General features: G+C 72.0%; 20 protein-coding genes. 7 read left to right on the top strand and 13 right to left on the bottom strand.

Features of this window, described 5'->3' with window-relative positions; all coding sequences use genetic code 11:
- Window positions 1-25: 25 nt before the first annotated feature.
- Window positions 26-946 carry a DMT family transporter gene (locus AB0K05_RS09550; RefSeq protein ID WP_271278347.1) on the bottom strand — a complete coding sequence of 307 codons (921 nt, stop codon included), beginning with the start codon at window positions 944-946 and terminating at the stop codon, window positions 26-28.
- Between AB0K05_RS09550 and AB0K05_RS09545 the strand changes: the two genes are divergently transcribed.
- From AB0K05_RS09545 to AB0K05_RS09525, 5 genes are all read left to right on the top strand, one after another.
- The gene (locus AB0K05_RS09545; protein WP_219544211.1) at window positions 945-2339 is read left to right on the top strand and encodes a PLP-dependent aminotransferase family protein; all 1395 of its coding nucleotides are present in this window, start codon (window positions 945-947) and stop codon (window positions 2337-2339) included. The genes AB0K05_RS09550 and AB0K05_RS09545 overlap by 2 nt on opposite strands.
- A gap of 67 nt (window positions 2340-2406) precedes the next feature.
- A complete protein-coding gene (locus tag AB0K05_RS09540) occupies window positions 2407-2922 on the top strand; it encodes a CGNR zinc finger domain-containing protein (RefSeq protein WP_148033599.1) in 516 nt (171 codons plus the stop codon).
- A gap of 44 nt (window positions 2923-2966) precedes the next feature.
- Complete coding sequence (locus tag AB0K05_RS09535; protein ID WP_148033600.1) at window positions 2967-3575, top strand: GNAT family N-acetyltransferase; 609 nt, start codon at window positions 2967-2969, stop codon at window positions 3573-3575.
- 13 nt (window positions 3576-3588) lie between these two features.
- Complete coding sequence (locus AB0K05_RS09530) at window positions 3589-4464, top strand: 1,4-dihydroxy-2-naphthoate polyprenyltransferase (protein ID WP_271279638.1); 876 nt, start codon at window positions 3589-3591, stop codon at window positions 4462-4464.
- A 452-nt stretch (window positions 4465-4916) separates the two neighbouring features.
- Window positions 4917-5360 carry an ANTAR domain-containing protein gene (locus tag AB0K05_RS09525; protein WP_364228177.1) on the top strand — a complete coding sequence of 148 codons (444 nt, stop codon included), beginning with the start codon at window positions 4917-4919 and terminating at the stop codon, window positions 5358-5360.
- 29 nt (window positions 5361-5389) lie between these two features.
- On the opposite strand, the gene AB0K05_RS09520 is transcribed toward AB0K05_RS09525, so the two are convergent.
- The 6 genes from AB0K05_RS09520 to AB0K05_RS09495 form a co-directional block, all read right to left on the bottom strand.
- The gene (locus tag AB0K05_RS09520) at window positions 5390-5872 is read right to left on the bottom strand and encodes a GNAT family N-acetyltransferase (RefSeq protein WP_271279635.1); all 483 of its coding nucleotides are present in this window, start codon (window positions 5870-5872) and stop codon (window positions 5390-5392) included.
- A 141-nt stretch (window positions 5873-6013) separates the two neighbouring features.
- The gene (gene dapB / locus AB0K05_RS09515) at window positions 6014-6751 is read right to left on the bottom strand and encodes a 4-hydroxy-tetrahydrodipicolinate reductase (protein WP_148033604.1); all 738 of its coding nucleotides are present in this window, start codon (window positions 6749-6751) and stop codon (window positions 6014-6016) included.
- A gap of 24 nt (window positions 6752-6775) precedes the next feature.
- A complete protein-coding gene (locus AB0K05_RS09510; RefSeq protein WP_148033605.1) occupies window positions 6776-8086 on the bottom strand; it encodes a pitrilysin family protein in 1311 nt (436 codons plus the stop codon).
- Window positions 8087-8138: 52 nt separating this feature from the next.
- Window positions 8139-10457: a polyribonucleotide nucleotidyltransferase gene (locus AB0K05_RS09505; protein WP_364228174.1), complete on the bottom strand. Its 2319-nt coding sequence runs from the start codon at window positions 10455-10457 to the stop codon at window positions 8139-8141.
- A 340-nt stretch (window positions 10458-10797) separates the two neighbouring features.
- Entirely contained in the window at window positions 10798-11067 is a 270-nt protein-coding gene (rpsO, locus tag AB0K05_RS09500) for a 30S ribosomal protein S15 (protein WP_148033607.1), read from the bottom strand.
- 160 nt (window positions 11068-11227) lie between these two features.
- The gene (locus tag AB0K05_RS09495) at window positions 11228-11629 is read right to left on the bottom strand and encodes a VOC family protein (protein ID WP_271279632.1); all 402 of its coding nucleotides are present in this window, start codon (window positions 11627-11629) and stop codon (window positions 11228-11230) included.
- Window positions 11630-11710: 81 nt separating this feature from the next.
- On the opposite strand from AB0K05_RS09495, the gene AB0K05_RS09490 reads away from it, so the two are divergent.
- Window positions 11711-12304: a TetR/AcrR family transcriptional regulator gene (locus AB0K05_RS09490; protein WP_364228172.1), complete on the top strand. Its 594-nt coding sequence runs from the start codon at window positions 11711-11713 to the stop codon at window positions 12302-12304.
- Here AB0K05_RS09490 and AB0K05_RS09485 read toward each other — a convergent pair.
- Complete coding sequence (locus tag AB0K05_RS09485) at window positions 12294-13220, bottom strand: bifunctional riboflavin kinase/FAD synthetase (protein ID WP_219544218.1); 927 nt, start codon at window positions 13218-13220, stop codon at window positions 12294-12296. The genes AB0K05_RS09490 and AB0K05_RS09485 overlap by 11 nt on opposite strands.
- An 80-nt stretch (window positions 13221-13300) precedes the next feature.
- On the opposite strand from AB0K05_RS09485, the gene AB0K05_RS09480 reads away from it, so the two are divergent.
- A complete protein-coding gene (locus AB0K05_RS09480; RefSeq protein ID WP_364228169.1) occupies window positions 13301-14320 on the top strand; it encodes an SAM-dependent methyltransferase in 1020 nt (339 codons plus the stop codon).
- Here AB0K05_RS09480 and truB read toward each other — a convergent pair.
- From truB to infB, 5 genes are all read right to left on the bottom strand, one after another.
- Window positions 14317-15192 (bottom strand): tRNA pseudouridine(55) synthase TruB, encoded by an 876-nt coding sequence (gene truB / locus AB0K05_RS09475; RefSeq protein ID WP_271279628.1) that lies wholly within the window; start codon window positions 15190-15192, stop codon window positions 14317-14319. The genes AB0K05_RS09480 and truB overlap by 4 nt on opposite strands.
- Window positions 15192-16202 carry a DHH family phosphoesterase gene (locus AB0K05_RS09470; RefSeq protein ID WP_261808766.1) on the bottom strand — a complete coding sequence of 337 codons (1011 nt, stop codon included), beginning with the start codon at window positions 16200-16202 and terminating at the stop codon, window positions 15192-15194. The genes truB and AB0K05_RS09470 overlap by 1 nt, the downstream gene beginning before the upstream one ends.
- Before the next feature lie 8 nt (window positions 16203-16210).
- The gene (rbfA, locus tag AB0K05_RS09465) at window positions 16211-16660 is read right to left on the bottom strand and encodes a 30S ribosome-binding factor RbfA (protein WP_148033614.1); all 450 of its coding nucleotides are present in this window, start codon (window positions 16658-16660) and stop codon (window positions 16211-16213) included.
- A gap of 41 nt (window positions 16661-16701) precedes the next feature.
- Window positions 16702-16998 carry a DUF503 domain-containing protein gene (locus AB0K05_RS09460; RefSeq protein WP_148033615.1) on the bottom strand — a complete coding sequence of 99 codons (297 nt, stop codon included), beginning with the start codon at window positions 16996-16998 and terminating at the stop codon, window positions 16702-16704.
- A gap of 116 nt (window positions 16999-17114) precedes the next feature.
- Entirely contained in the window at window positions 17115-20231 is a 3117-nt protein-coding gene (gene infB, locus AB0K05_RS09455) for a translation initiation factor IF-2 (RefSeq protein ID WP_364228166.1), read from the bottom strand.
- Window positions 20232-20331 lie beyond the last annotated feature (100 nt).

The raw sequence follows: 20331 nt of genomic DNA, 5'->3' as shown, positions 1-20331 counted from the left end.
ATCCTGCGGCGCGGTGTCACGGCTTTCAAGTACGGGCGCGCTGGGTGATGGCCACGCACACGAGCACCGCCAGTGCCGCCGCCACGGTGGCCGCCCCGTACCTCTCGCCCATCAGGAACCACGCCCACACCAGCGTCAGCAGCGGCTGGGTCAGCTGCGTCTGACCGGCGCGGGCGATGCCGCCCCTGGCCAGGCCCGCGTACCAAGGGAAGAAGCCGAGGAACATGGAGATCAGCCCCACGTACGCGAAGCCCGCGAGGGCGGCGGGCGTGGGCGCGACCGGCGTGACGGCGGCCAGGACGGCGCTGACGGGAACGGTGATCGGGAGTGACAGGACCAGCGCGTACGAGATGACCTGCCAGCCGGGCGTGTGCCTGGCGAGCCGCCCGCCTTCGGTGTAGCCGACGGCCGCCGACAGCAGGGCGCCGACCAGGAGGAGGTCTGCCCAGGCGGCCGTGGTCTCGCCGCGGGTCAGGGTGAAGGCGGTGATGGCGAGCGCCCCCGCCACGCAGGCCGCCCAGAACACCGGCCGGGGCCGTTCGCCGGCCCGCAGGACGGCGCAGACGGCGGTCGCGGCGGGGAGCAGCCCGATGACGACGGCGGCGTGCGCGGTGCTCGCGCCGAGGTCCAGGGCCAGGCCGCTGAAGACGGGGAAGCCGAAGACCACGCCGAGGGAGATGAGCCCGTACGCGCGCCAGTGCGGGCGCGGCGGCAGCAGGGGCAACCGGGCGGCTTTGAGGCACACGAGCGCCACGATCCCGGCGATGGCGGCACGGCCGATCGCGACGAGCCAGGGGTCGAAGCCCTCCATGGCGTAGACGGTGGCGGGGAAGGACCCGGAGAAGGCGAGCACGCCCAGAAAGGCGAGCCAGGTGCCCCCGCCCCGGGCCGCGCGGCCCGGGATCGCTATTCCCTCGGGGACAGTAGCGCTATTCTTACCTCTCATGGAGAACGATAGCAGTATCGCGCAGATCGCCGCGATGCTGCGGGACGAGATCACCCGGCTCCGGCCGGGCGATCGGCTGCCGTCCAGCCGGGAGATCATGCGGCGGCACGCGGTGAGCCCCGTGACGGTGTCGCGGGCGCTGGGGCAGCTCGCCGCCGAGGGAAAAGTGATCACGAAACCGGGCAGCGGGGCGTTCGTGGCACCGCGGCGGGAGCCGGTACGGGACGCCGCCGACCTCTCGTGGCAGACGGTGGCGCTCGGCGACCGGGTGGTGGACGACGACCCCATGACGGCGCTGCTCGCCCGCGCCCCCGAGGGGGTGGTGCCGCTGACCGGCGGCTATCTGCCCCCGGGGCTGCGGCCCGACAAGCAGCTCGCGGCGGCGGCCACCCGGGCGATGCGCAGGCCGGGCGTCTGGGGGATGCCGCCGCTGAACGGGGTGGACGAGCTGCGCCGGTGGTTCGCGTCCCAGGCGGGGGGTGACGTGACGGCCGCGGACGCTCTGATCGTCAGCGGCGGGCAGGCGGCGCTCAGCCACGCCTTCCGCGCCCTGGCCGCGCCGGGGACCCAGGTGCTGGTGGAGACCCCGACCTACCCGGGTGCGCTGGCCGCGGCCAAGGCGGCCGGGCTGCGCGCCACGGCGGTGCCGGTGGACCGTGACGGCGTGCGGCCCGACCTGCTGGCGGAGGCGTTCGCGGTGACGGGGGCGCGGGTGTTCCTGTGCCAGCCGACGCTGCAGAACCCCACCGGCGCCACCCTCACCCTCGAACGCCGCCGCCAGGTGCTGGAGGTGGCCAGGGCGGCCGGCGCGTTCGTGATCGAGGACGACTACGCCCGGTGGCTGACCCGGCAGGCGCCGCCGTCCCTGGTCTCCATGGACACGCACGGGACCGTGGTGCACATCCACTCGCTCACCAAGATCCTCTCGCCGAGCATGCGGCTGGCGGCGATGGTCGCGCGCGGCCCGGCGGCCCACCGGCTGCGGGCCGGCCAGCTCGTGGAGTCGTTCTTCCCCGCGCGGCCGTTGCAGGAGGCGGCGCTGGAGTTCGTCGGGTCACCGGCCTGGCGGCGGCACCTGGCCTCGGTGCACGCCGAGATCGCCACCCGCCGCGACGCGCTCGCCGCGGCGCTGGCCGCCTGGATGCCGTGGGCGGAGCCGTACGTGCTGCCGATCGGGGGGATGCACCTGTGGCTGCGGCTGCCCGCGCAGACCGACGAGCGGGCGCTGGTGGAGGCGGCCAAGCGGGACGGGGTGCTGGTGAGCGCGGGCCGGATGTACTTCCCGGCGGAGCCGCCCGGCCCGCACCTCCGGGTGACGCACATCGCGGCGGCCAACGTGGCGGAGCTGGCCGAGGGCGTCCGGCGGCTCGCCGGCGCGCTGCCGCCCGCCTGACGGCCGGGCGGAATCGGCGGGATGCCGTCGAGGACATAGAAGATCACGAAGCGAGTAGAGTGTTCTCATGGTGGCGTCGGCCGAGTTGGTGCGCGATTTCGTGAACACCTACGACGTCGAGGCCGACGCCGACGACCTGGGCACCCCCTCCGAGCTCGCCCTGTGGCTGCGGGAGCGGGCGCTCGCCGGTCCGGGTGACCGGGCCGGCGACGACGATCTCGCGCTGGCGGTGGCGCTGCGGGAAGGACTCAGGGAGGCGCTGCGGCGCGGCCCTGAGCCGGTGGAGCTGCCGCTGCTGCCGTTACGGGTGACCGTGGGCCGGCGGCCGGAGCTGGCGCCGATCGGCGGCGGGGTGACGGCCGGGCTGGCCGTGATCGCGGCGGGGGTGATCGGCGGTTCCTGGGACCGGCTGAAGGTGTGCGCCGAGGAGACGTGTCAGTGGGCGTTCATCGACTCCTCCCGGAACCGTTCCCGATCATGGTGTTCCATGCGGGTCTGCGGTAACCGCACTAAAACGCGGGCATACCGGGCGAGGAAGCAGGGTTCGCGTCCTCGCCCAGGGTCAAACACCGATACGGTGTAACTCGTGCCTTGTGGCATGAACAGCAGGCGAAGGAGCGGGCCGAGATGGCAGACGTAGGCGTCCGGGCGGCCCGGCGCGAGGATGTGCTCCAGGTGGCGAATGTGCAGGTGCGCGCCTGGCGCTACGGCTACCGGGAGTTCCTGCCCGAGGGTCCACTCGAGCAGATGACAGGCCCGGCGGCCGAGAAGATGTGGTTGCGCCAGTGGGACGAGGCGATCGCCGCCCCGCCCACGTCCCGGCACCGCGTGCTGGTGGCGGTGGAGACCATCCTCGACACGGAGGGCTTCCCCGCGCTGGGTGTGGGGGGCGCCAACATGCCGATGACACCGCGCGGCGGCGAACGGGTGGTGGGCCTGGCCTCCCACTCCCCCGCCGAGGACCCGGACCTCGACCCCACCGAGGTGGCCGAGATGCTGACGCTGCTGGTCGACCCCGACTTCGTGCGGCGCGGCCACGGCAGCCGCCTGCTCAACGCCACCGTCGACTATCTTCGTGAGGACGGCTACCGGCAGATCGCCACCTGGGTGTTCGCCGACAACTACCCGGTGCTCGGTTTCCTGGAGTCGGCGGGCTGGGGCGAAGACATGGCCGAGCGGGTGCTCGACATGGGGCGCCCGATCCGCATGGTCAGGCTCACCACCGACATCAGCTAGAGGTCTCTCCCGAATGGCATCTCCTGCTCAATGGCTCGCGGGAGCCCGTCCTCGCACGCTGCCCAACGCGATCGTGCCGGTCATGGCCGGCACCGGCGTGGCGATCGGCGAGGGCGGCTTCAGCTGGTGGCGCGCGGTGCTGGCGCTGCTCGTGGCGCTGCTGCTGCAGATCGGCGTCAACTACGCCAACGACTACAGCGACGGCATCCGCGGCACCGACGACCAGCGGGTCGGGCCGATGCGGCTGGTGGGCTCGCGGGCGGCCACCCCGCGCCAGGTGCTGACGGCGGCGCTGGGCTGTTTCGCCGCCGCGGCGGTGCTCGGGCTGGTCCTGGTCGTGGTCACGCGGGCGTGGTGGGTGCTGCTGGTGGGCGCCGCCGCGATCGCCGCCGCCTGGTTCTACACCGGCGGCAGTCGCCCGTACGGCTACCGCGCGCTGGGCGAGGCGGCCGTGTTCGTGTTCTTCGGCGTGGTGCCGGTGGTCGGCACCGCGTTCGTGCAGACCGAGCAGCTGTCGTGGGCGGCGCTGGCGGCGTCGGTCCCGGTCGGGCTCCTGTCGTGCTCGATGCTGGTGGTCAACAACCTGCGCGACGTCGGCACCGACGGGGAGTCGGGCAAGCGGACGCTGGCGGTCGTGCTGGGCGCGCCGCGCACCCGTACGCTCTACGCGGCCTGTCTGGTCGTGCCGTTCGCGGTCGCGCTGGCGATGGTCCCGCTCGCGCCCGCGGCGGCGCTCGCGGTGCTCGCGGCGCCGCTGGCGATCTCACCGGTCCGTACGGTCCTCGCCGGCGCGGTGGGCCCCGCGCTGATCGGAGCCCTGCAGCAGACCGGCAAGCTGCAGATGGCGTACGGGGCGCTCCTGACGATCGGTCTGGCCGTCTCTCTCTGACCTTCGGACGTTACGCTTTCTCCATCAGGGGCAGCCCATGACAAGCACGAGTAAATACCGCAATTTGTGGGATTGACTACTCTGCCGGGCTGCCGGGGGCTAGGTTCCTCATGACTGGTCCGGAGGCTTCGCAGACCCGAGGAAAAGGCGTTGGACCCGCTGAGCACCCTCACCATGACCGCAGAGTTCGAGCAACCGCTACGCGAGATCCTCACGGTCACGACCCGTGCCATACCCGGCGAAACGCTGACCAGCGTCGCCCTGCTCGGGGACGGCGGCCCCTACACCGTGGCGTTCTCCGAGCCCGGCGCGGTGGCCCTGGACACCCTGCAGTTCAGCATCGGCGCGGGCCCGTGCCTGGACGCGATCAAGAGCGGCGAGGCCGTCTGGTCCGACGACCTGGTGTCCGAACCGCGCTGGACCGGCCCGGCGGCGAGCTCGCCGCCCACGGCGTGCGAAGCGCGTACGCGCAGCCGCTGGCCTTCGACGGCCACGTCCAGGGCACGATCAACCTCTACTCGGAGCAGGCCGGCGGCTTCCCCGCCGAGACCCGGACGGCCGTCACCGTGACGGCAGGGCAGGCCGAGGTGCTGTTCCAGGCCGTGCTGCGGGCGGCCCGGCTGAACGAGGTCATCACCCAGCTCCGCGAGGCCCTCACCACACGGGCGATCATCGACCAGGCGCTCGGCATCGTCATGGCCCGCCGGCAGTGCACCGCCCCCGCCGCCTTCGACATCCTGCGCCGCAGCTCCCAGCGGCGCAACGTGAAGGTGCACCAGGTGGCCGCGGACATCGTGGAGGCGGTCACCGGCCAGCCTCCGCTTCCACCCCACTTCGGCGACCCGCCTGTCACCCGGAACCCCGGCACGCCCCGGCAGCCGCCCGTCTCCCGCTGATCGACCCGGTGGAGTCGTGAGGGCGCCCCTCAGCTGAGGAGAAGCCCCATGACCACCCGCGGAGCCACCTCGATGCCCAGCTCGCGCTCCCGCCGCACCAGCTCGCGCAGCTCCGGCCCCCACGACGGCTCGGGCCAGACCTTGAATCCGTGGCGCTCGTACCACGGCGCGTTCCACGGCACGTCCCTGAACGTCGTCAGCGTCACCGCCGGCGCACCGGAGGCGCGGGCGTGATCCAGCATCGCCTCGACCAGCCGCCCGCCGATGCCCTGCCGCATCCGGTCGGGATGGACGGCGAGCTGCTCCAGGTGGAGGTTGCCGTCGACCCGGGCGAGGAGCGCGAAGCCGGCCGGCGGGTCGCCCTCGACCAGCACCGAGGACGGGTCGCGCACTTCCTCGATCATCGTCGTGCCGGGCGGGAACGTGATGCCCACCTGCTCGAACAGCCCGTCGGCGGCGACCTCCACCGCGACCAGGCCGGGAAGATCGCCGGCGTCAGCCCATCGCACCATGCCGACACGGTCTCACGTGTGCCGGGGCCGGCGCCTCCGGATATTAGGGTTGATGATCGTAGGCTCGGCTGTGCGGCGCCGGGACCCTCTCCTCGACCGTGCCCGCCGACCTCGCCCGAGGTGGTGGGCACGGCCCGTTTCTCAGAGGTCGAGCAGGCGCTCCAGGCCCACGGTCAGCCCGGGAAGCTCCCCGACCCGCCGCACCCCGAGCAGCACGCCGGGGGTGAAGGCGGCGCGGTTCATCGTGTCGTGACGGATGGTGAGGGTCTCGCCGCCGCCGCCGAGCAGCACTTCCTGGTGGGCGATGAGCCCCGACAGCCGGACGGCGTGGACGCGGACGCCGTCGACGTCGGCGCCGCGCGCCCCGTCGAGCTCGGAGCTGGTGGCGTCGGGCATCGGCCCCACTCCGGCCTCGGCGCGGGCCTGGGCCACCAGCTCGGCGGTGCGCCGGGCGGTGCCCGAAGGGGCGTCGGCCTTGTTGGGGTGGTGGAGCTCGACGATCTCGACGGACTCGAAGTGGCGGGCGGCCCGCTGGGCGAAGTGCATCATGAGCACGGCCGCGATGCCGAAGTTGGGGGCGATCAGGCAGTTGGTGCCCGGTGAGCTCGCCAGCCAGCCCCGCACGGTGTCGAGCCGCTCGGCGTCGAACCCGGTGGTGCCGACCACGGGGTGGATGCCGTGCGCGATCGCCCACTCCAGGTTGTCCATCACCACGCCGGGATGGGTGAAGTCGACGACCACCTCGGCGCCTTCGAGGCCCTCGATCGGGTCGTCCTTGTCGACGGCGGCCACCAGCTCCAGATCGGACGCCGCCTCGACCGCCTTGCACACCTCGACGCCCACGCGGCCGCGGGCGCCGAGCACACCTACCTTGATCACAGGGTCAACCCTATACCCGGAGGGTCAGGTGATGGCGTGGGAGAAGTCCTTGTCACCGTACGGGCCGATCACGGCGAGCGTGAGCGGCCGGTTGAGCACGTCCGCGGCGATCTCGGAGAGCTCCCTGGCGGTTACCGCCTCGATGCGGGCCAGCACCTCGTCGACCGACAGCAGCTCGTCGTACACCAGCTCGTTCTTGCCGATGCGGGACATGCGCGAGCCGGTGTCTTCCAGGCCGAGCACGAGACCGCCGCGCATCTGGCCCTTGCCCCGGACGATCTCCTCCTCGGTCAGGCCGTCGGCCACGACCCTGGACACCTCGTCCCGGCAGATCTTGAGCACGTCGTCGATCTTGGAGGGCAGGCAGCCGACGTAGATGCCGAACTGGCCCGTGTCGGCGTAGGCGGAGGTGTAGCTGTAGACGGAGTAGGCCAGGCCGCGCTTCTCCCTGATCTCCTGGAAGAGCCGCGACGACATGCCGCCGCCGAGCGCGGCGTTGAGCACGCCGAGCGCGAACCGCCGGTCGTCGGTGCGAGCGATGCCGGTCGTGCCGAGCACCAGGTTGGCCTGCTCGGTCGGCCGGTCGAGCAGGCGCACGCCGGAGCGGGACTCCGCGCCGGGGCCGCTGGTGCGCGGCGGGGCCGAGGCGGCGGGGCCCGCGAGGACGCCCGCCCGCTCGTACGCCCGCGCCACCAGCTCCACGACCTCCTCGTGGCGGATGTTCCCCGCCACGGAGACGACGGTGCGCGGCGGCTGGTAGTAGCGGCGGTAGTACTCGGCGATCCGGTCGCGTCCGAGGGTGTTGATGGACTCGACCGTGCCGAGGATCGGCCGGCCTATCGGCGAGTCGCCGTAGAGCGCCGCGGCGAACTGCTCGTGCACCACGTCGGACGGGTCGTCGTCGTGCATGGCGATCTCCTCCAGGATCACGCCACGCTCGGACTCGACGTCCTCGGGGTCCACGAGCGAGCTGGTCACCACGTCGGCGAGGACGTCCACCGCGATCGGCAGGTCCTCGTCGAGCACCCGCGCGTAGTAGCAGGTGTACTCCTTGGCGGTGAAGGCGTTGATCTCGCCGCCGATGCCCTCGATGGACGCCGAGATCTCCATGGCGTCCCTCGTGGGCGTGCCCTTGAACAGCAGGTGTTCGAGGAAGTGGGTGGCCCCCATGTGCTCGGGGGCCTCGTCGCGCGAGCCGATGCCGACCCACATGCCGACCGCGACACTGCGCACGGTCGGCATGGTCTCGGTCACCACGCGCAGCCCGCCGGGGAGGGTGGTGCGCTTGACCACCCCGGCCCCGTCGCGGCCGGCGTGCAGCGTGGTGGTGGTCACGCGACCTCCCTGGCCGGCCCCGTCACCTTGGCGCCGGTGCTGATTGTCACCGTCACGAGTTGCGGTCGTCGCCCTCGGAGCCGGCGCCGCGGGCGCGGACCCGGGTGCGGGTGCGGCGCGGGCGGTCGGCCTTGTCGCCGCCGTCGGACGCCGCGTCCTCGGGCTGGCCGGAGTCGCCCCTGGCCTCCTTCTCGGCGGCCTCCTTCTCGATGACCTCGACGGGGACCAGCGACAGCTTGCCCCGCTGGTCGATCTCGGCGATCTCCACCTGGACCTTCTCGCCGACGCTCATGACGTCCTCGACGTTCTCGATGCGCTTGCCGCCGTGCAGCTTGCGGATCTGGGAGACGTGCAGCAGGCCGTCCTTGCCCGGCATGAGCGAGACGAACGCGCCGAAGGCGGCGATCTTCACGACCGTGCCCAGGTAGCGCTCGCCGACCTCCGGCATGTGCGGGTTGGCGATCGCGTTGATCGCCGACCGCGCGGCCTCGGCCGACGGGCCGTCGGTGGCGCCGATGTAGATCGTGCCGTCGTCCTCGATGGTGATCTCGGCGCCGGTGTCGTCCTGGATCTGGTTGATCATCTTGCCCTTCGGGCCGATGACCTCGCCGATCTTGTCGACCGGGACCTTGATGGTGATGATGCGCGGCGCCGTCGGGTTCATCTCCGCCGGGGAGTCGATGGCCTCCTGCATCACCTCCAGGATCGCCAGCCTGGCGCCCTTGGCCTGCTTGAGCGCGCCGGCCAGGACCGAGGCGGGGATGCCGTCGAGCTTGGTGTCGAGCTGCAGGGCGGTGATGACGTCCCTGGTGCCGGCGACCTTGAAGTCCATGTCGCCCATGGCGTCCTCGGCGCCGAGGATGTCGGTCAGGGTGACGTAGGTGTCACCCTCGCCGATGAGGCCCATCGCGATGCCCGCGACCATCTCCTTGAGCGGCACACCGGCGTCGAGCAGCGCCATCGTGGAGGCGCAGACCGAGCCCATCGAGGTCGAGCCGTTGGAGCCGAGCGCCTCGGAGACCTGGCGGATCGCGTACGGGAACTCCTCGCGCGACGGCAGGACCGGGATCAGCGCCCGCTCGGCGAGCGCGCCGTGGCCGATCTCGCGGCGCTTGGGCGAGCCCACCCGGCCGGTCTCACCGGTGGAGTAGGGCGGGAAGTTGTAGTTGTGCATGTAGCGCTTGGTCCGCTCGGGGTTGAGCGTGTCGATGACCTGCTCCATGCGCAGCATGTTGAGCGTGGTGATGCCCATGATCTGGGTCTCGCCGCGCTCGAACAGGGCCGAGCCGTGCACCCGGGGCACCACGTGGACCTCGGCGGACAGGGCGCGGATGTCCTTGGTGCCGCGGCCGTCGATGCGCGTGCCCTCCTTGATGACGCGCTCGCGCATGAGCTTCTTCATCAACGAGCGGAAGGCGGCGGAGATCTCCTTCTCGCGACCCTCGAACTCGGGCAGCAGCTTCTCCGCGGCCAGCGCCTTCACCCTGTCGAGCTCGTTCTCGCGCTCCTGCTTGGCGGCGATGGTGAGCGCGTCGGCGAGCTCGTTCTTCACCGCGGACTCCACGGCGGCCAGGACGTCGTCCTGGTAGTCGAGGAACAGCGGATACTCGGCGGTCTCCTTGGCGGCGACCTGCGCGATCCGGCCCTGCGCCTCGCACAGCACCTTGATGAACGGCTTGGCGGCCTCCAGGCCCTCGGCCACGGTCTCCTCGGTGGGCGCGACCGCGCCCTCGGCGACCAGCTTGAGCGTGTCGCGGGTGGACTCGGCCTCCACCATCATGATGGCGACGTCGCCGTCGGCGAGCACCCGTCCGGCCACGACCATGTCGAACGTGGCCCGCTCCAGCTCGTGGTGGGTCGGGAAGGCCACCCACTGGCCCTCGATGAGGGCGACGCGGACGCCGCCGATCGGGCCGGAGAACGGCAGGCCGGCGAGCTGGGTCGACAGCGAGGCGGCGTTGATCGCCACCACGTCGTAGAGGTGCTCGGGGTTGAGCGCCAGGATGGTGGCGACCACCTGGATCTCGTTGCGCAGGCCCTTGACGAACGAGGGGCGCAGCGGCCGGTCGATCAGCCGGCAGGTGAGGATGGCGTCCTCGGACGGACGGCCCTCACGGCGGAAGAACGAGCCGGGGATGCGGCCCGCGGCGTACATGCGCTCCTCGACGTCCACGGTGAGCGGGAAGAAGTCGAGGTTCTCCCTCGGCTGCTTGGACGCGGTGGTCGCGGACAGCACCATCGTGTCGTTGTCGAGATAGGCGACGGCACTGCCGGCCGCCTGCCGCGCGAGGCGTCCGGTCTCGAACCGGATCGTGCGTGTGCCGAACGAGCCGTTGTCGATGACGGCTTCAGCGGTGTGGACACCCTCCACGGGGGACCTCCTTGGTCAGTCGGTCTCCCGCGCCCTTTTCACCGGCACCCTCGTGCTTGACGGGAATGCGCCTCCCCACCGTCGTGTCCGGTGAAAGGCTGTGGCGGACTTCCCGTCAGTAGGTGCAGCGCCGGTCTTCGATCGAAGCGCCCGGTCTGGTTACCGGAAGCCACTACCGAGGACCGGCCCGCAGGCGTCGCGGGTCGCGTGGTGCTGAGCGGACGCGGGGGCTCTCAGTGTCTCGGATATTCAGTTGTACGTCAGGCGGGCGGCTCTCGGCCGCAGGACTCGCCGGACCCATATGAGAAGGGAGCGGCGAGTCCGCCGCTCCCTTTCCATGCTATCGGCGCAGGCCGAGCCGCTCGATCAGCGCACGGTAACGCGCGATGTCGACCTTCTGCAGGTACTTCAGCAGACGGCGACGGCGGCCCACGAGGAGCAGCAGACCCCGACGGCTGTGGTGGTCGTGCTTGTGGGTCTTGAGGTGCTCGGTCAGCTCGCTAATGCGCTTGCTCAGCAGCGCGATCTGCACCTCGGGCGACCCGGTGTCACCATCGGTCGTCGCGTACTCGGCGATGATGGACTTCTTGGCAGCGGTGTCGAGAGACACGGCTCTCCTTTGAGCTACGGGCACGCGCGGATGCGAATGTGCGAACGACCGTGCGTGCCTACAGTCGCCGCAGGAAGGCCTTAGGGCAGCGCGCGGCGCCGCCGTCACAGAGCCGACATGTAAGGTTACCACCACGGAGCGGATGCCGCGCTCAAGCTCTCTAGACGTACTGGGCCGCGTACTCTCCAGTGGGCTCGATGGGCTGGATGACGTCGATGAGCACCCCGTTGGGGTCGGCCACGATGAAGTGCCGCTGGCCGAAGTCCTCGCTGCGCAGCGGCAGCTCGGCCCTCAGCCCCGCGCCCGTGACGAGCCGCTCCCACTCGGCGTCCGCGTCGCCGACCTCGAAGTTGAGCAGCAGCCCCGCCGCCCTGTTCCGGTACGCCTCGGGCAGCGTGGGGTGCGCGTGGTCGAGCAGGGCCAGCTCGTACGCGCCGCGCCTGAGGCTGACGTACCAGTCGGCTTCGAAGGTGACCTCGAACCCGAACAGCCCCACGTAGAAGTCACGCGATTCGGCCACCTTGTCGGTGCAGATCACCGGATAGAAGCTGGTGAGCTCCATGAATGCCTCCATTTCACATACCAACGGTATGTCAAGGTACGCTATTTCGCATACCGTCGGTATGTCAACTGGAGGCGCGCGATGACGAGGACCCGAGCCGAACAACGCGAGGAGACCAGGCGCACGCTCGTGGCGGTGGGCAGGCGGCTCTTCGCGGGCAGGGGCTACGCCGCGGTGGGACTGGCCGAGATCGTGCGCGAGGCGGGAGTGACCAAGGGCGCGCTCTACCACCACTTCGACGGCAAGGCGGCGCTGTTCCGCGCCGTGCTGGAGGAGGTGCAGCAGGAGGTGGGGGCCAGGGTGGCGGCCGAGGCCGACGCCGAACCCGACCCGTGGGAGCAGCTCAAGGCGGGGTGCGCCGCGTTCGTGCGGGCCGCCGCCCACCCGGACGTGCAGCGGATCATGCTCATCGACGGCCCCGCCGTGCTCGGCTGGAACGAGTGGCGGGCGATGGACGAGGCCGCCTCCGCCCGCCACCTGGCCGAGGCGCTGACGGCGCTCGCCGGGTCGGGCACGATCACGGCCCGGCCGGTCGCCCCGCTCACCCGCCTGCTGTCGGGGGCGATGAACGAGGCGGTGCTGTGGCTGGCCCAGTCGGAGGCCGGCCCCGGCGACCTGGACGACACGCTGGCCGCGCTGTCGGGGCTGCTGGAGGGGCTGCGGATCAGGACGTGAGGCGGCGGGCCTGGTCGACGTCGGCGTGGATCTGGTCGACGAGCTCCTCGATCGAGTCGAACCGGGTGTTGCCCCGCAGCCTGGCGGCGAAGTCGACCGCCACGTGCACCCCGTACAGCTCCAGGTCGTCGCGGTCGAGCGCGTACGCCTCGACCGTGCGCGGCACCCCCTCGAACGTCGGGTTGGTGCCGACCGAGATCGCGGCCGGCCAGCGCTCCCCCTCGTAGAGCGCGGGCAGGTTGGCCACCGGCACGCATTCCAGCCAGCCCGCGTAGACCCCGTCGGCGGGGATCGCGGTCTGCGGCGGCGACTCGACGTTGGCGGTCGGGAAGCCGAGCTGGCGCCCGCGCTGGTAGCCGCGCACCACCACGCCCTCGACCCGGTGCGGCCTGCCCAGGTCGGCGGCGGCGCCGGCGACGTCGCCCGCCACCAGCCGCTCGCGGATCAGCGTCGAGGAGACGCCCTGGACCAGCGGCACCCCCTCGGCCGTGAAGTCGTACTTCTCGCCCAGCGCGCGCAGCGTCTCGACGTCACCCGCGGCCTGGTGGCCGAACGTGAAGTCCGCCCCCACCACGACCGCCCCCGCCCGCAGCCGGTCGGCGAGCACGCCCTGCGCGAACTCCGCCGGGCTCAGCTCGGCCGTCTCCAGCGTGAAAGGCAGCACGACCACCTCGTCCACGCCCAGTTCGCGCAGCAGCTCGGACCTGCGCTTGGCGCTGACCAGGCGCAGCGGCCGGTAGCCGGGCCGCACGACCTCCTCGGGCGGCGGCTCGAAGGTCAGCGCGACCGTGCGCAGGCCACGCTCGCGGGCGACCTCGACAGCCCGCCGGACCACCTGCCGATGGCCGCGATGCACGCCGTCGAACACGCCGATCGTGACGACTGACCTCTCCGATTCACGCACACCCGGCCCCATTCGCTCATCCCAGGATCAACCCTCCAAGCCTGCCATGCGCGGGCCCGTACCTCGCAACCGAGGGCGGTACGATCCGCTGCATGCCTCGATACGCGCTGCTGATCCTGCCTGCCTTCAACCGGGTCTACGCCGACAGCGCGCCCCGCCTCACCCGCGCCGAGCTGGACGTCTTCGCCGAGCGCGGGCTGGCGGCCGGCGTGCGGGCCATCGAGGAGACCCGCATCGGCGGGCTGCCCTACGTCACGTTCGAGACGGCGGAGCCGCTCTCCGGCCCGGACGTCGCGCTGCTGTCCAACCTGTCGTCGGTCTACGCCCTGTTCGGGGTGGAGGGCGAGCTGCTGCGTCCGGTGGAGCTCAACCCGCTCGACCGGCTGAGCAGCGACCTGATCACGATCCAGAAGTACGCCGGCAAGACCAACGAGCACTTCACCAAGCTGCTGCTCAACGTCACCGTGCTGGCCTCCGACTTCCCGCTCGGCGGCGCGCTCTCCGTGTTCGACCCGCTGTGCGGCCGCGGCACCACCCTCAACCAGGCGCTCATGTACGGCTACGACGCCTACGGGCTCGACCACGACGGCAAGGACTTCGAGGCCTACTCCGGCTTCCTGCGCACCTGGCTGAAGAACAAGCGGCTCAAGCACACCGCCGAGACCGTGCCGGTGCGCCGGCAGCGGGCGCTGGCCGGGCGGCGGCTGGACGTGGTGTTCGGCACCACCAAGGAGGCCTACAAGGCGGGCGACACCCAGAAGGTCACCGTGGTCAACGCCGACACCCTGCGCGCCCGGGAGTTCTTCAAGCCCGGCTCGTTCCACGCCGTCGTCACCGACGCCCCCTACGGGGTGCAGCACGGCAGCAAGGGCGGCGGCGGGCTGTCGCGCAGCCCGCTGGAGCTGCTGGAGCAGGCCACGCCGGTCTGGGCCGAGCTGCTGAGGCCCGGCGGCGCTCTGGGCGTCTCCTGGAACACCTACGGGGGCGGCCGGGACGAGCTGGCCGCCATCCTCACCGGTGCCGGCCTCGACGTGGTCGCCTACCCCGACTTCGAACACTGGGTCGACCAGGCGATCGTGCGCGACATCATGGTGGCGCGCAAGCCCGTCTAGGCGGAGACGAAGACCGCCAGCGGCTTGGCCATCCGGCCCTGCTCCTCCACCAGCGCCAGCAGCTCGCCGTCGGGGCCGAACATGCCGATCGGGCCCTTGCCCAGACCGGCCGCGGGCAGCCGCCCGCCGTGCATGACCACCCTGGCCTCCTCCAGGCTCACGTCCCTGCGCGGGAACGCCGCCGCCACCGCCTCGCCGATCGGCAGGATCTCGCACTTCTCGGCGAGCTGGTCGAGAGTCCTGGCCTGGTCGAGCCCGTACGGGCCGACGCGGGTGCGGCGCAGCGCCGTCAGGTGCCCGCCGACGCCGAGCGCGCCGCCGAGGTCGCGGGCCAGCGCCCTGATGTAGGTGCCGGACGAACAGCGCACGGTGGCGTCGACGTCGACCACGTCCGGCTGCCGGCGGACCTCGGTGACCGCGAACTCGTGCACGGTCACCGGCCGGGCGGCCAGCTCGACCCCCTCGCCGGCGCGGGCCAGCTTGTAGGCCCGCTTGCCGTCGACCTTGATGGCGCTGACCTGGGGTGGGATCTGCATGATCTCACCGGTGAGCGCGGCCACGCCCGCCCGGATCGCCTCCTCGGCCACGTCCGCGGCCGAAGCGGTCGCGGTGACCTCGCCCTCGGCGTCGTCGGTGTTCGTGCCCACACCCAGCCGGATCGTGGCCTCGTACACCTTCTCGGTCAGCGCCAGGTGACCGAGCAGCCTGGTCGCCTTCTCCACGCCGACCACGAGCACGCCGGTCGCCATCGGGTCGAGCGTGCCGGCGTGCCCGACCCGGCGGGTGCCCGCCAGGCGGCGCAGCCTGGCCACCACGTCGTGGGACGTCCAACCGGCGGGTTTGTCGACGATGATCAAGCCGCTTTCGGCCATCACGCCTCTCTCAGCAGGGCCCTGAACTTCGCCATCGTGGCCTCGGGGCTGTCGTACGAGGTGAAACCGGCCGCGTTGTGGTGGCCGCCGCCGCCCAGCGCGGCGCACACGTGCGCCACGTCGATGCGGCCCTTGGAACGGGTCGACACCTGCCAGGCGCCCTGGTCGTCCTCCTTGAGCACCGCCGCCACGTCGGCCTCGTCGGTGCGCCGCACCACGTCGATGATGCCTTCGAGCTCGGTGTACGGGAGCCCGTACGCGGCCCGGTCGACCCGCGTCACGTAGGTCCACACCAGGCCGTCGTCGAGCGTCACCCGGCCGAGCGCCGCGGCCAGCACCTTGAGATAGCCGAACGGGGCGCGGTCCCACAGCTCCCTGGCGATCTCGTCGGTGTGCAGGCCGGTGGCCACCAGCCGGGCTGCCATCTGGTGTGCGGCCGGGCTGGTCGAGGAGTGGCGGAACGAGCCGGTGTCGGTGACCAGCCCCGCGTACAGGCAGGTGGCGATGTCGCGGTCGAGCGAGCCGCCGAGCCGGTAGATGAGCTGCTCGGCGAGCATCGCGGTGGCCGCCGCCCGGGCGTCGATGAGGTCGACGGTGCCGAAACCCTCGTTGGACGGGTGGTGGTCGACCACGATGAGCGTGCGGGCCCGGCGGACGCTGCCCTCCAGCAGCCCCAGCCGGGCGATCGACGGCGAGTCGAAGGTGATCATGAGGTCGGGCTCGGCCGGGTAGCGGTCGGGGGGCACCAGCATGTCCTGCCCCGGCAGGAAGCGGAGCAGGCGCGGCACGGTGAAGTCGTGGTCACCGAAGGAGGCGGCCACCCGCTTGCCCATCGAGCGCAGCACGAACCCGACGGCGAGCATCGAGCCGAGCGCGTCGCCGTCCGGCGAGATGTGGCAGGCCAGCGCGACCTCGTCGGCCTCGGAGATGAGACCGACCGCCCGTTCCCAGGCGTCCTCGGACACCGTGACGGAACCGCTCCTGGCCGGACGGCCCGGTCTGTCGCGCACGTCGGGGGTCACAGCGCCGAAGGCCCGTCCTGCTCGTCCTCTTCCGGCTTGCGGTAGGGGTCGGACTCGCCGGCGTAGGAGGCGCTCTGCGCCCGCTTCGCCACCTCGGCGTCACGCGCGCGCGCCGCCGAGATCAGGTCGTCGAGCTGGCGGGCGCTGTCGGGCAGCGGGTCGTGCTTGAACGTCAGCGTCGGGGTGAAGCGCACACCTGTCTGACGGCCCACCTCGGACCTGATGACGCCCTTGGCGCTCTCCAGGGCGGCCGCGCTGTCGGCGCGCTCGGCGTCGGAGCCGAACACTGTGTAGAAGACCGTCGCCTCGCGCAGGTCGGCGGTGATCCGCGTGTCCGTCACGGTGACGAAGCCCAGACGCGGGTCCTTGATCCGGCGCTCCAGCATCTCGGCGACGATCTGCTGGATGCGGTCGGCGAGCTTGCGTGCTCGTGCTGCATCCACCATGTTCGCTCCCCCTCACGCACGACGAGCGGTCGTGCTTTCGTTCAGTCATCGTCGTTGTAGAGCCGCTGCCTGGCGGACAGGAGCTCGATCTCGGGGCGGAAGGCCACCAGCCGCTCGCAGGCGTCCATCACCTCTTTGCAGTTACCCGCGGAGGCGGAGATCACCGCGACGCCGACCTCGGCCCGCCTGTGCAGGTCGAGATGGCCGACCTCGGCCACGGCCACGGCGGGAAAGCGCCGGTGCAGCTCGGCGACCAGGGGACGCACGACGGATCGCTTCTGCTTCAGCGAGTGCACGTCGCCGAGCAGGATGTCCAGGGTCAGGGCACCCACATACATCGTTGGCAACCGCCGCTTGCACTGGTGTCGAGCGCACGCCGGGCCGGTGCGGCGGAGACCGGCCCGGACGCGCGGAAGGCGCCCGGCGGATGGCCCGCCGGGCGCCCGGCCACGGATCAGGCCCGCGGCTTCTCCCGCATCTCGAACGTCTCGATGACGTCGTCGATCCTGATGTCGTTGTAGCCGACGCCGATGCCGCACTCGAAGCCCTCACGGACCTCGGTCGCGTCATCCTTGAACCGGCGCAGCGACGAGACGGTCAGGTTGTCCGCGATGACGACGCCGTCGCGGATCAGCCTGGCCTTGCTGTTGCGGGTGATCACGCCCGAACGGACCAGCGAACCGGCGACGTTGCCGATCTTCGGCACCTTGAAGACCTCGCGGACCTCCGCCGTGCCCATCTGGACCTCTTCGAACTCGGGCTTGAGCATGCCCTTGAGCGCCGCCTCGATCTCCTCGATCGCCTGGTAGATGATCGAGTAGTAGCGGATGTCGACGCCCTCGCGCTCGGCCAGGTCGCGCGCCCGAGGCTCGGGGCGCACGTTGAAGCCGATGATGACCGCGTTGTCGTCGGCGACGGCGAGGTTGACGTCGTACTCGGTGATCGCACCGACGGCGCGGTGCAGGACACGGAGCCTGACCTCGTCGCCGACGTCGATCTTGAGCAGCGCGTCTTCCAGCGCCTCCACCGAACCGGACACGTCACCCTTGATGATGAGCTTGAGCTCGTCGACGCGGCCCTTCTCGAGGTCGCTGAACAGCTCCTCGAGGGTGAGGCGGCGGCTCGACTTCGCCATGTCGGCGCTGCGCTTGCGCGCCGCGCGCTGCTGGGCGATCTGCCGGGCCATCCGGTCGTCGGTGACCACGATGAAGTTGTCACCCGCGCTCGGCACCGCCGTCAGACCCATCACCAGGACGGGACGCGACGGGGTGGCCTCCTCCACCGGCTCGCCGGTGTCGTCGAGCATCGCCCGGACGCGGCCGTAGGCCTCGCCACAGACGATCGAGTCGCCGACGCGGAGCGTGCCGCGCTGGACCAGGACCGTCGCCACCGGGCCGCGGCCCTTGTCGAGGTAGGCCTCGATCGCGATGCCCTGAGCGTCCATCGTCGGGTTGGCGCGCAGGTCGAGCTCGGCGTCCGCGGTCAGCAGGATGGCCTCGAGGAGGTTCTCGATGCCCTGACCCTTGAGCGCGGAGATGTCGACGAACAGCGTCGAGCCGCCGTACTCCTCGGCCACCAGGCCGTACTCGGTGAGCTGGGCCCTGACCTTGCTCGGGTCGGCGCCCTCCTTGTCGACCTTGTTGACCGCGACCACGATCGGCACGTCGGCCGCCTGGGCGTGGTTGAGCGCCTCGATCGTCTGCGGCTTGACACCGTCGTCGGCCGCGACCACCAGCACCGCGATGTCCGTGGACTTCGCGCCTCGGGCACGCATGGCGGTGAACGCCTCGTGACCCGGGGTGTCGATGAAGGTGACCTTGCGCTCCTGGCCTTCGTGCTCGGTGGTGACCTGGTAGGCGCCGATGTGCTGGGTGATGCCACCCGCCTCGCGCGCCGCCGTGTTGGTCTTGCGGATGGCGTCGAGCAGCTTGGTCTTACCGTGGTCGACGTGACCCATGACGGTCACGACCGGCGGCCGCGCGGCCAGGTCGGCCTCGTCGCCCTCGTTCTCGCCGAACTCGATGTCGAAGGCCTCGAGAAGCTCGCGGTCCTCCTCCTCGGGGCTGACGACCTGGATGTTGTAGTCCAGCTCGGCGCCGAGCAGCTGCAGCGTCTCCTCGTTGACCGACTGCGTGGCCGTCACCATCTCGCCGAGGTGCAGCATGATCTGCACCAGCGAGGCGGGGTTGGCCCCGATGCGGTCGGCGAAGTCGGACAGCGAGGCGCCGCGCGGCAGCCGGATCGTCGCGCCGTTGCCGCGAGCGACCTGCACGCCGCCGATCGCCGGCGCCGACATGTTGTCGAACTCCTGGCGCCTCTGGCGCTTGGACTTGCGGCCACGGGCCGGACGGCCACCGGGACGCCCGAAGGCGCCCGCCGTGCCGCCACCGCGACCACGGCCACCACCGCCGGGACGGCCGGCGAAACCGCCGCCGCCACCGGGACCACCGGTGCCCGTGCGCTGACCGCCGCCACCCGGGCGACCGGCGAAACCGCCGCCGCCACCGGGACGACCGCCACCGCCACCCGGACGGCCACCGCCACCCGGACGGCCGCCACCGCCGCCGCCGGGACCACCGGGACGGCCACCGCCGCCACCGGGGCCGGACGGACGGCCCTGCGGCATCATCATCGGGTTGGGACGCGGGCCACCGGGACGCGGGCCACCCGCACCAGGACCGGGACGCGGGCCACCGGCGCCGGGACCCGGACGCGGACCGGCCGCACCGGGCGGGCCGGGACGCGGACCGGGCGTGGGCCTGTCGCCGCCGCGACCCTGCGGCGGGCGCGGAGCGGCGCCGTCACGCGGCGGACCGTCGCGACGGTCGCGCGGGCCCGCGCCCGCACCGTCACGGTTGCCACCGGGACGCGGGCGCGCCTGGCCCATGCCGCTCGCGTTGGACGAGAACGGGTTGTTGCCGGGACGCGGGCCGCGCGGGCCCGGCTTGGGGCCGGGACGCGGGCCGCGGTCCGACGGCGCGCCGCCGGGGCGCGGAGCCTGCGCGGCGCCGCCACCCTCACGGCCGGCGCCGGGACGCGGGGCCGGACCCGGCTTGGGGCCGGGACGGGCCGCGGGACCGGGACGCGGGCCGGGCGTCGGCCGCTGCTGGCCGGTGTCGAACCGGGCCTGCGGGGCGCTGGGCGCCTCGCCGCGGGCGGCCTCGGGCTCCTGTCGCGGCTGCTGCTGCGGCTGCGGTGGCTGCTGCTGCTGAGGCATCGGCACCGGCGGGCGAGGCGTGCCGCCTGCCGGGCCGGGACGCGGACCGGGCTTGGGCCCGGGACGCGGAGGTGATGAGGGGACCGACGCCTGAGGGGCGCCGTTTCCGGCCTGGCTGTCCGCCGGCCGGGGGGCAGCCTTCGGCGGCTGCGGTTTGCGGGACGGCGAACCGCCGCCCCTCGAGGGCGCGCCCTTCGACGCACCCAGAGCTTCGGTGAGCCTGCGGACCACCGGCGCTTCGATGGTGGAGGACGCCGAACGGACGAACTCCCCCATCTCCTGGAGCTTGGCCATGACGACCTTGCTCTCTACGCCGAACTCCTTAGCGAGCTCGTATACCCGGACCTTCGCCACTGCACTCCCTAACTCGGCCCGGGAGGCTGGCTGTGCCGTCCGGACCGTCGCTACCTTGACATCTTCATCGCCGCGTGCTCATCAGGCGCTCATAGCAATC

The organism is Nonomuraea sp. NPDC049486 (assembly GCF_040676925.1).
Lineage (GTDB): Bacteria > Actinomycetota > Actinomycetes > Streptosporangiales > Streptosporangiaceae > Nonomuraea > Nonomuraea ferruginea.
This window is presented reverse-complemented; position numbering and strand designations above follow the sequence as displayed.

Excerpts from the sequence above, each read along its gene's own strand:
- AB0K05_RS09545 (WP_219544211.1), top strand. The coding sequence starts at position 945 with ATGGAGAACGATAGCAGTATCGCGCAGATCGCCGCGATGCTGCGGGAC.
- AB0K05_RS09550 (WP_271278347.1), bottom strand. The coding sequence starts at position 946 with ATGAGAGGTAAGAATAGCGCTACTGTCCCCGAGGGAATAGCGATCCCG.
- AB0K05_RS09540 (WP_148033599.1), top strand. The coding sequence starts at position 2,407 with ATGGTGGCGTCGGCCGAGTTGGTGCGCGATTTCGTGAACACCTACGAC.
- AB0K05_RS09535 (WP_148033600.1), top strand. The coding sequence starts at position 2,967 with ATGGCAGACGTAGGCGTCCGGGCGGCCCGGCGCGAGGATGTGCTCCAG.
- AB0K05_RS09530 (WP_271279638.1), top strand. The coding sequence starts at position 3,589 with ATGGCATCTCCTGCTCAATGGCTCGCGGGAGCCCGTCCTCGCACGCTG.
- AB0K05_RS09520 (WP_271279635.1), bottom strand. The coding sequence starts at position 5,872 with ATGGTGCGATGGGCTGACGCCGGCGATCTTCCCGGCCTGGTCGCGGTG.
- AB0K05_RS09495 (WP_271279632.1), bottom strand. The coding sequence starts at position 11,629 with ATGGAGCTCACCAGCTTCTATCCGGTGATCTGCACCGACAAGGTGGCC.
- AB0K05_RS09490 (WP_364228172.1), top strand. The coding sequence starts at position 11,711 with ATGACGAGGACCCGAGCCGAACAACGCGAGGAGACCAGGCGCACGCTC.
- AB0K05_RS09485 (WP_219544218.1), bottom strand. The coding sequence starts at position 13,220 with ATGGGGCCGGGTGTGCGTGAATCGGAGAGGTCAGTCGTCACGATCGGC.
- AB0K05_RS09480 (WP_364228169.1), top strand. The coding sequence starts at position 13,301 with ATGCCTCGATACGCGCTGCTGATCCTGCCTGCCTTCAACCGGGTCTAC.
- truB (WP_271279628.1), bottom strand. The coding sequence starts at position 15,192 with ATGGCCGAAAGCGGCTTGATCATCGTCGACAAACCCGCCGGTTGGACG.
- rbfA (WP_148033614.1), bottom strand. The coding sequence starts at position 16,660 with ATGGTGGATGCAGCACGAGCACGCAAGCTCGCCGACCGCATCCAGCAG.
- AB0K05_RS09460 (WP_148033615.1), bottom strand. The coding sequence starts at position 16,998 with ATGTATGTGGGTGCCCTGACCCTGGACATCCTGCTCGGCGACGTGCAC.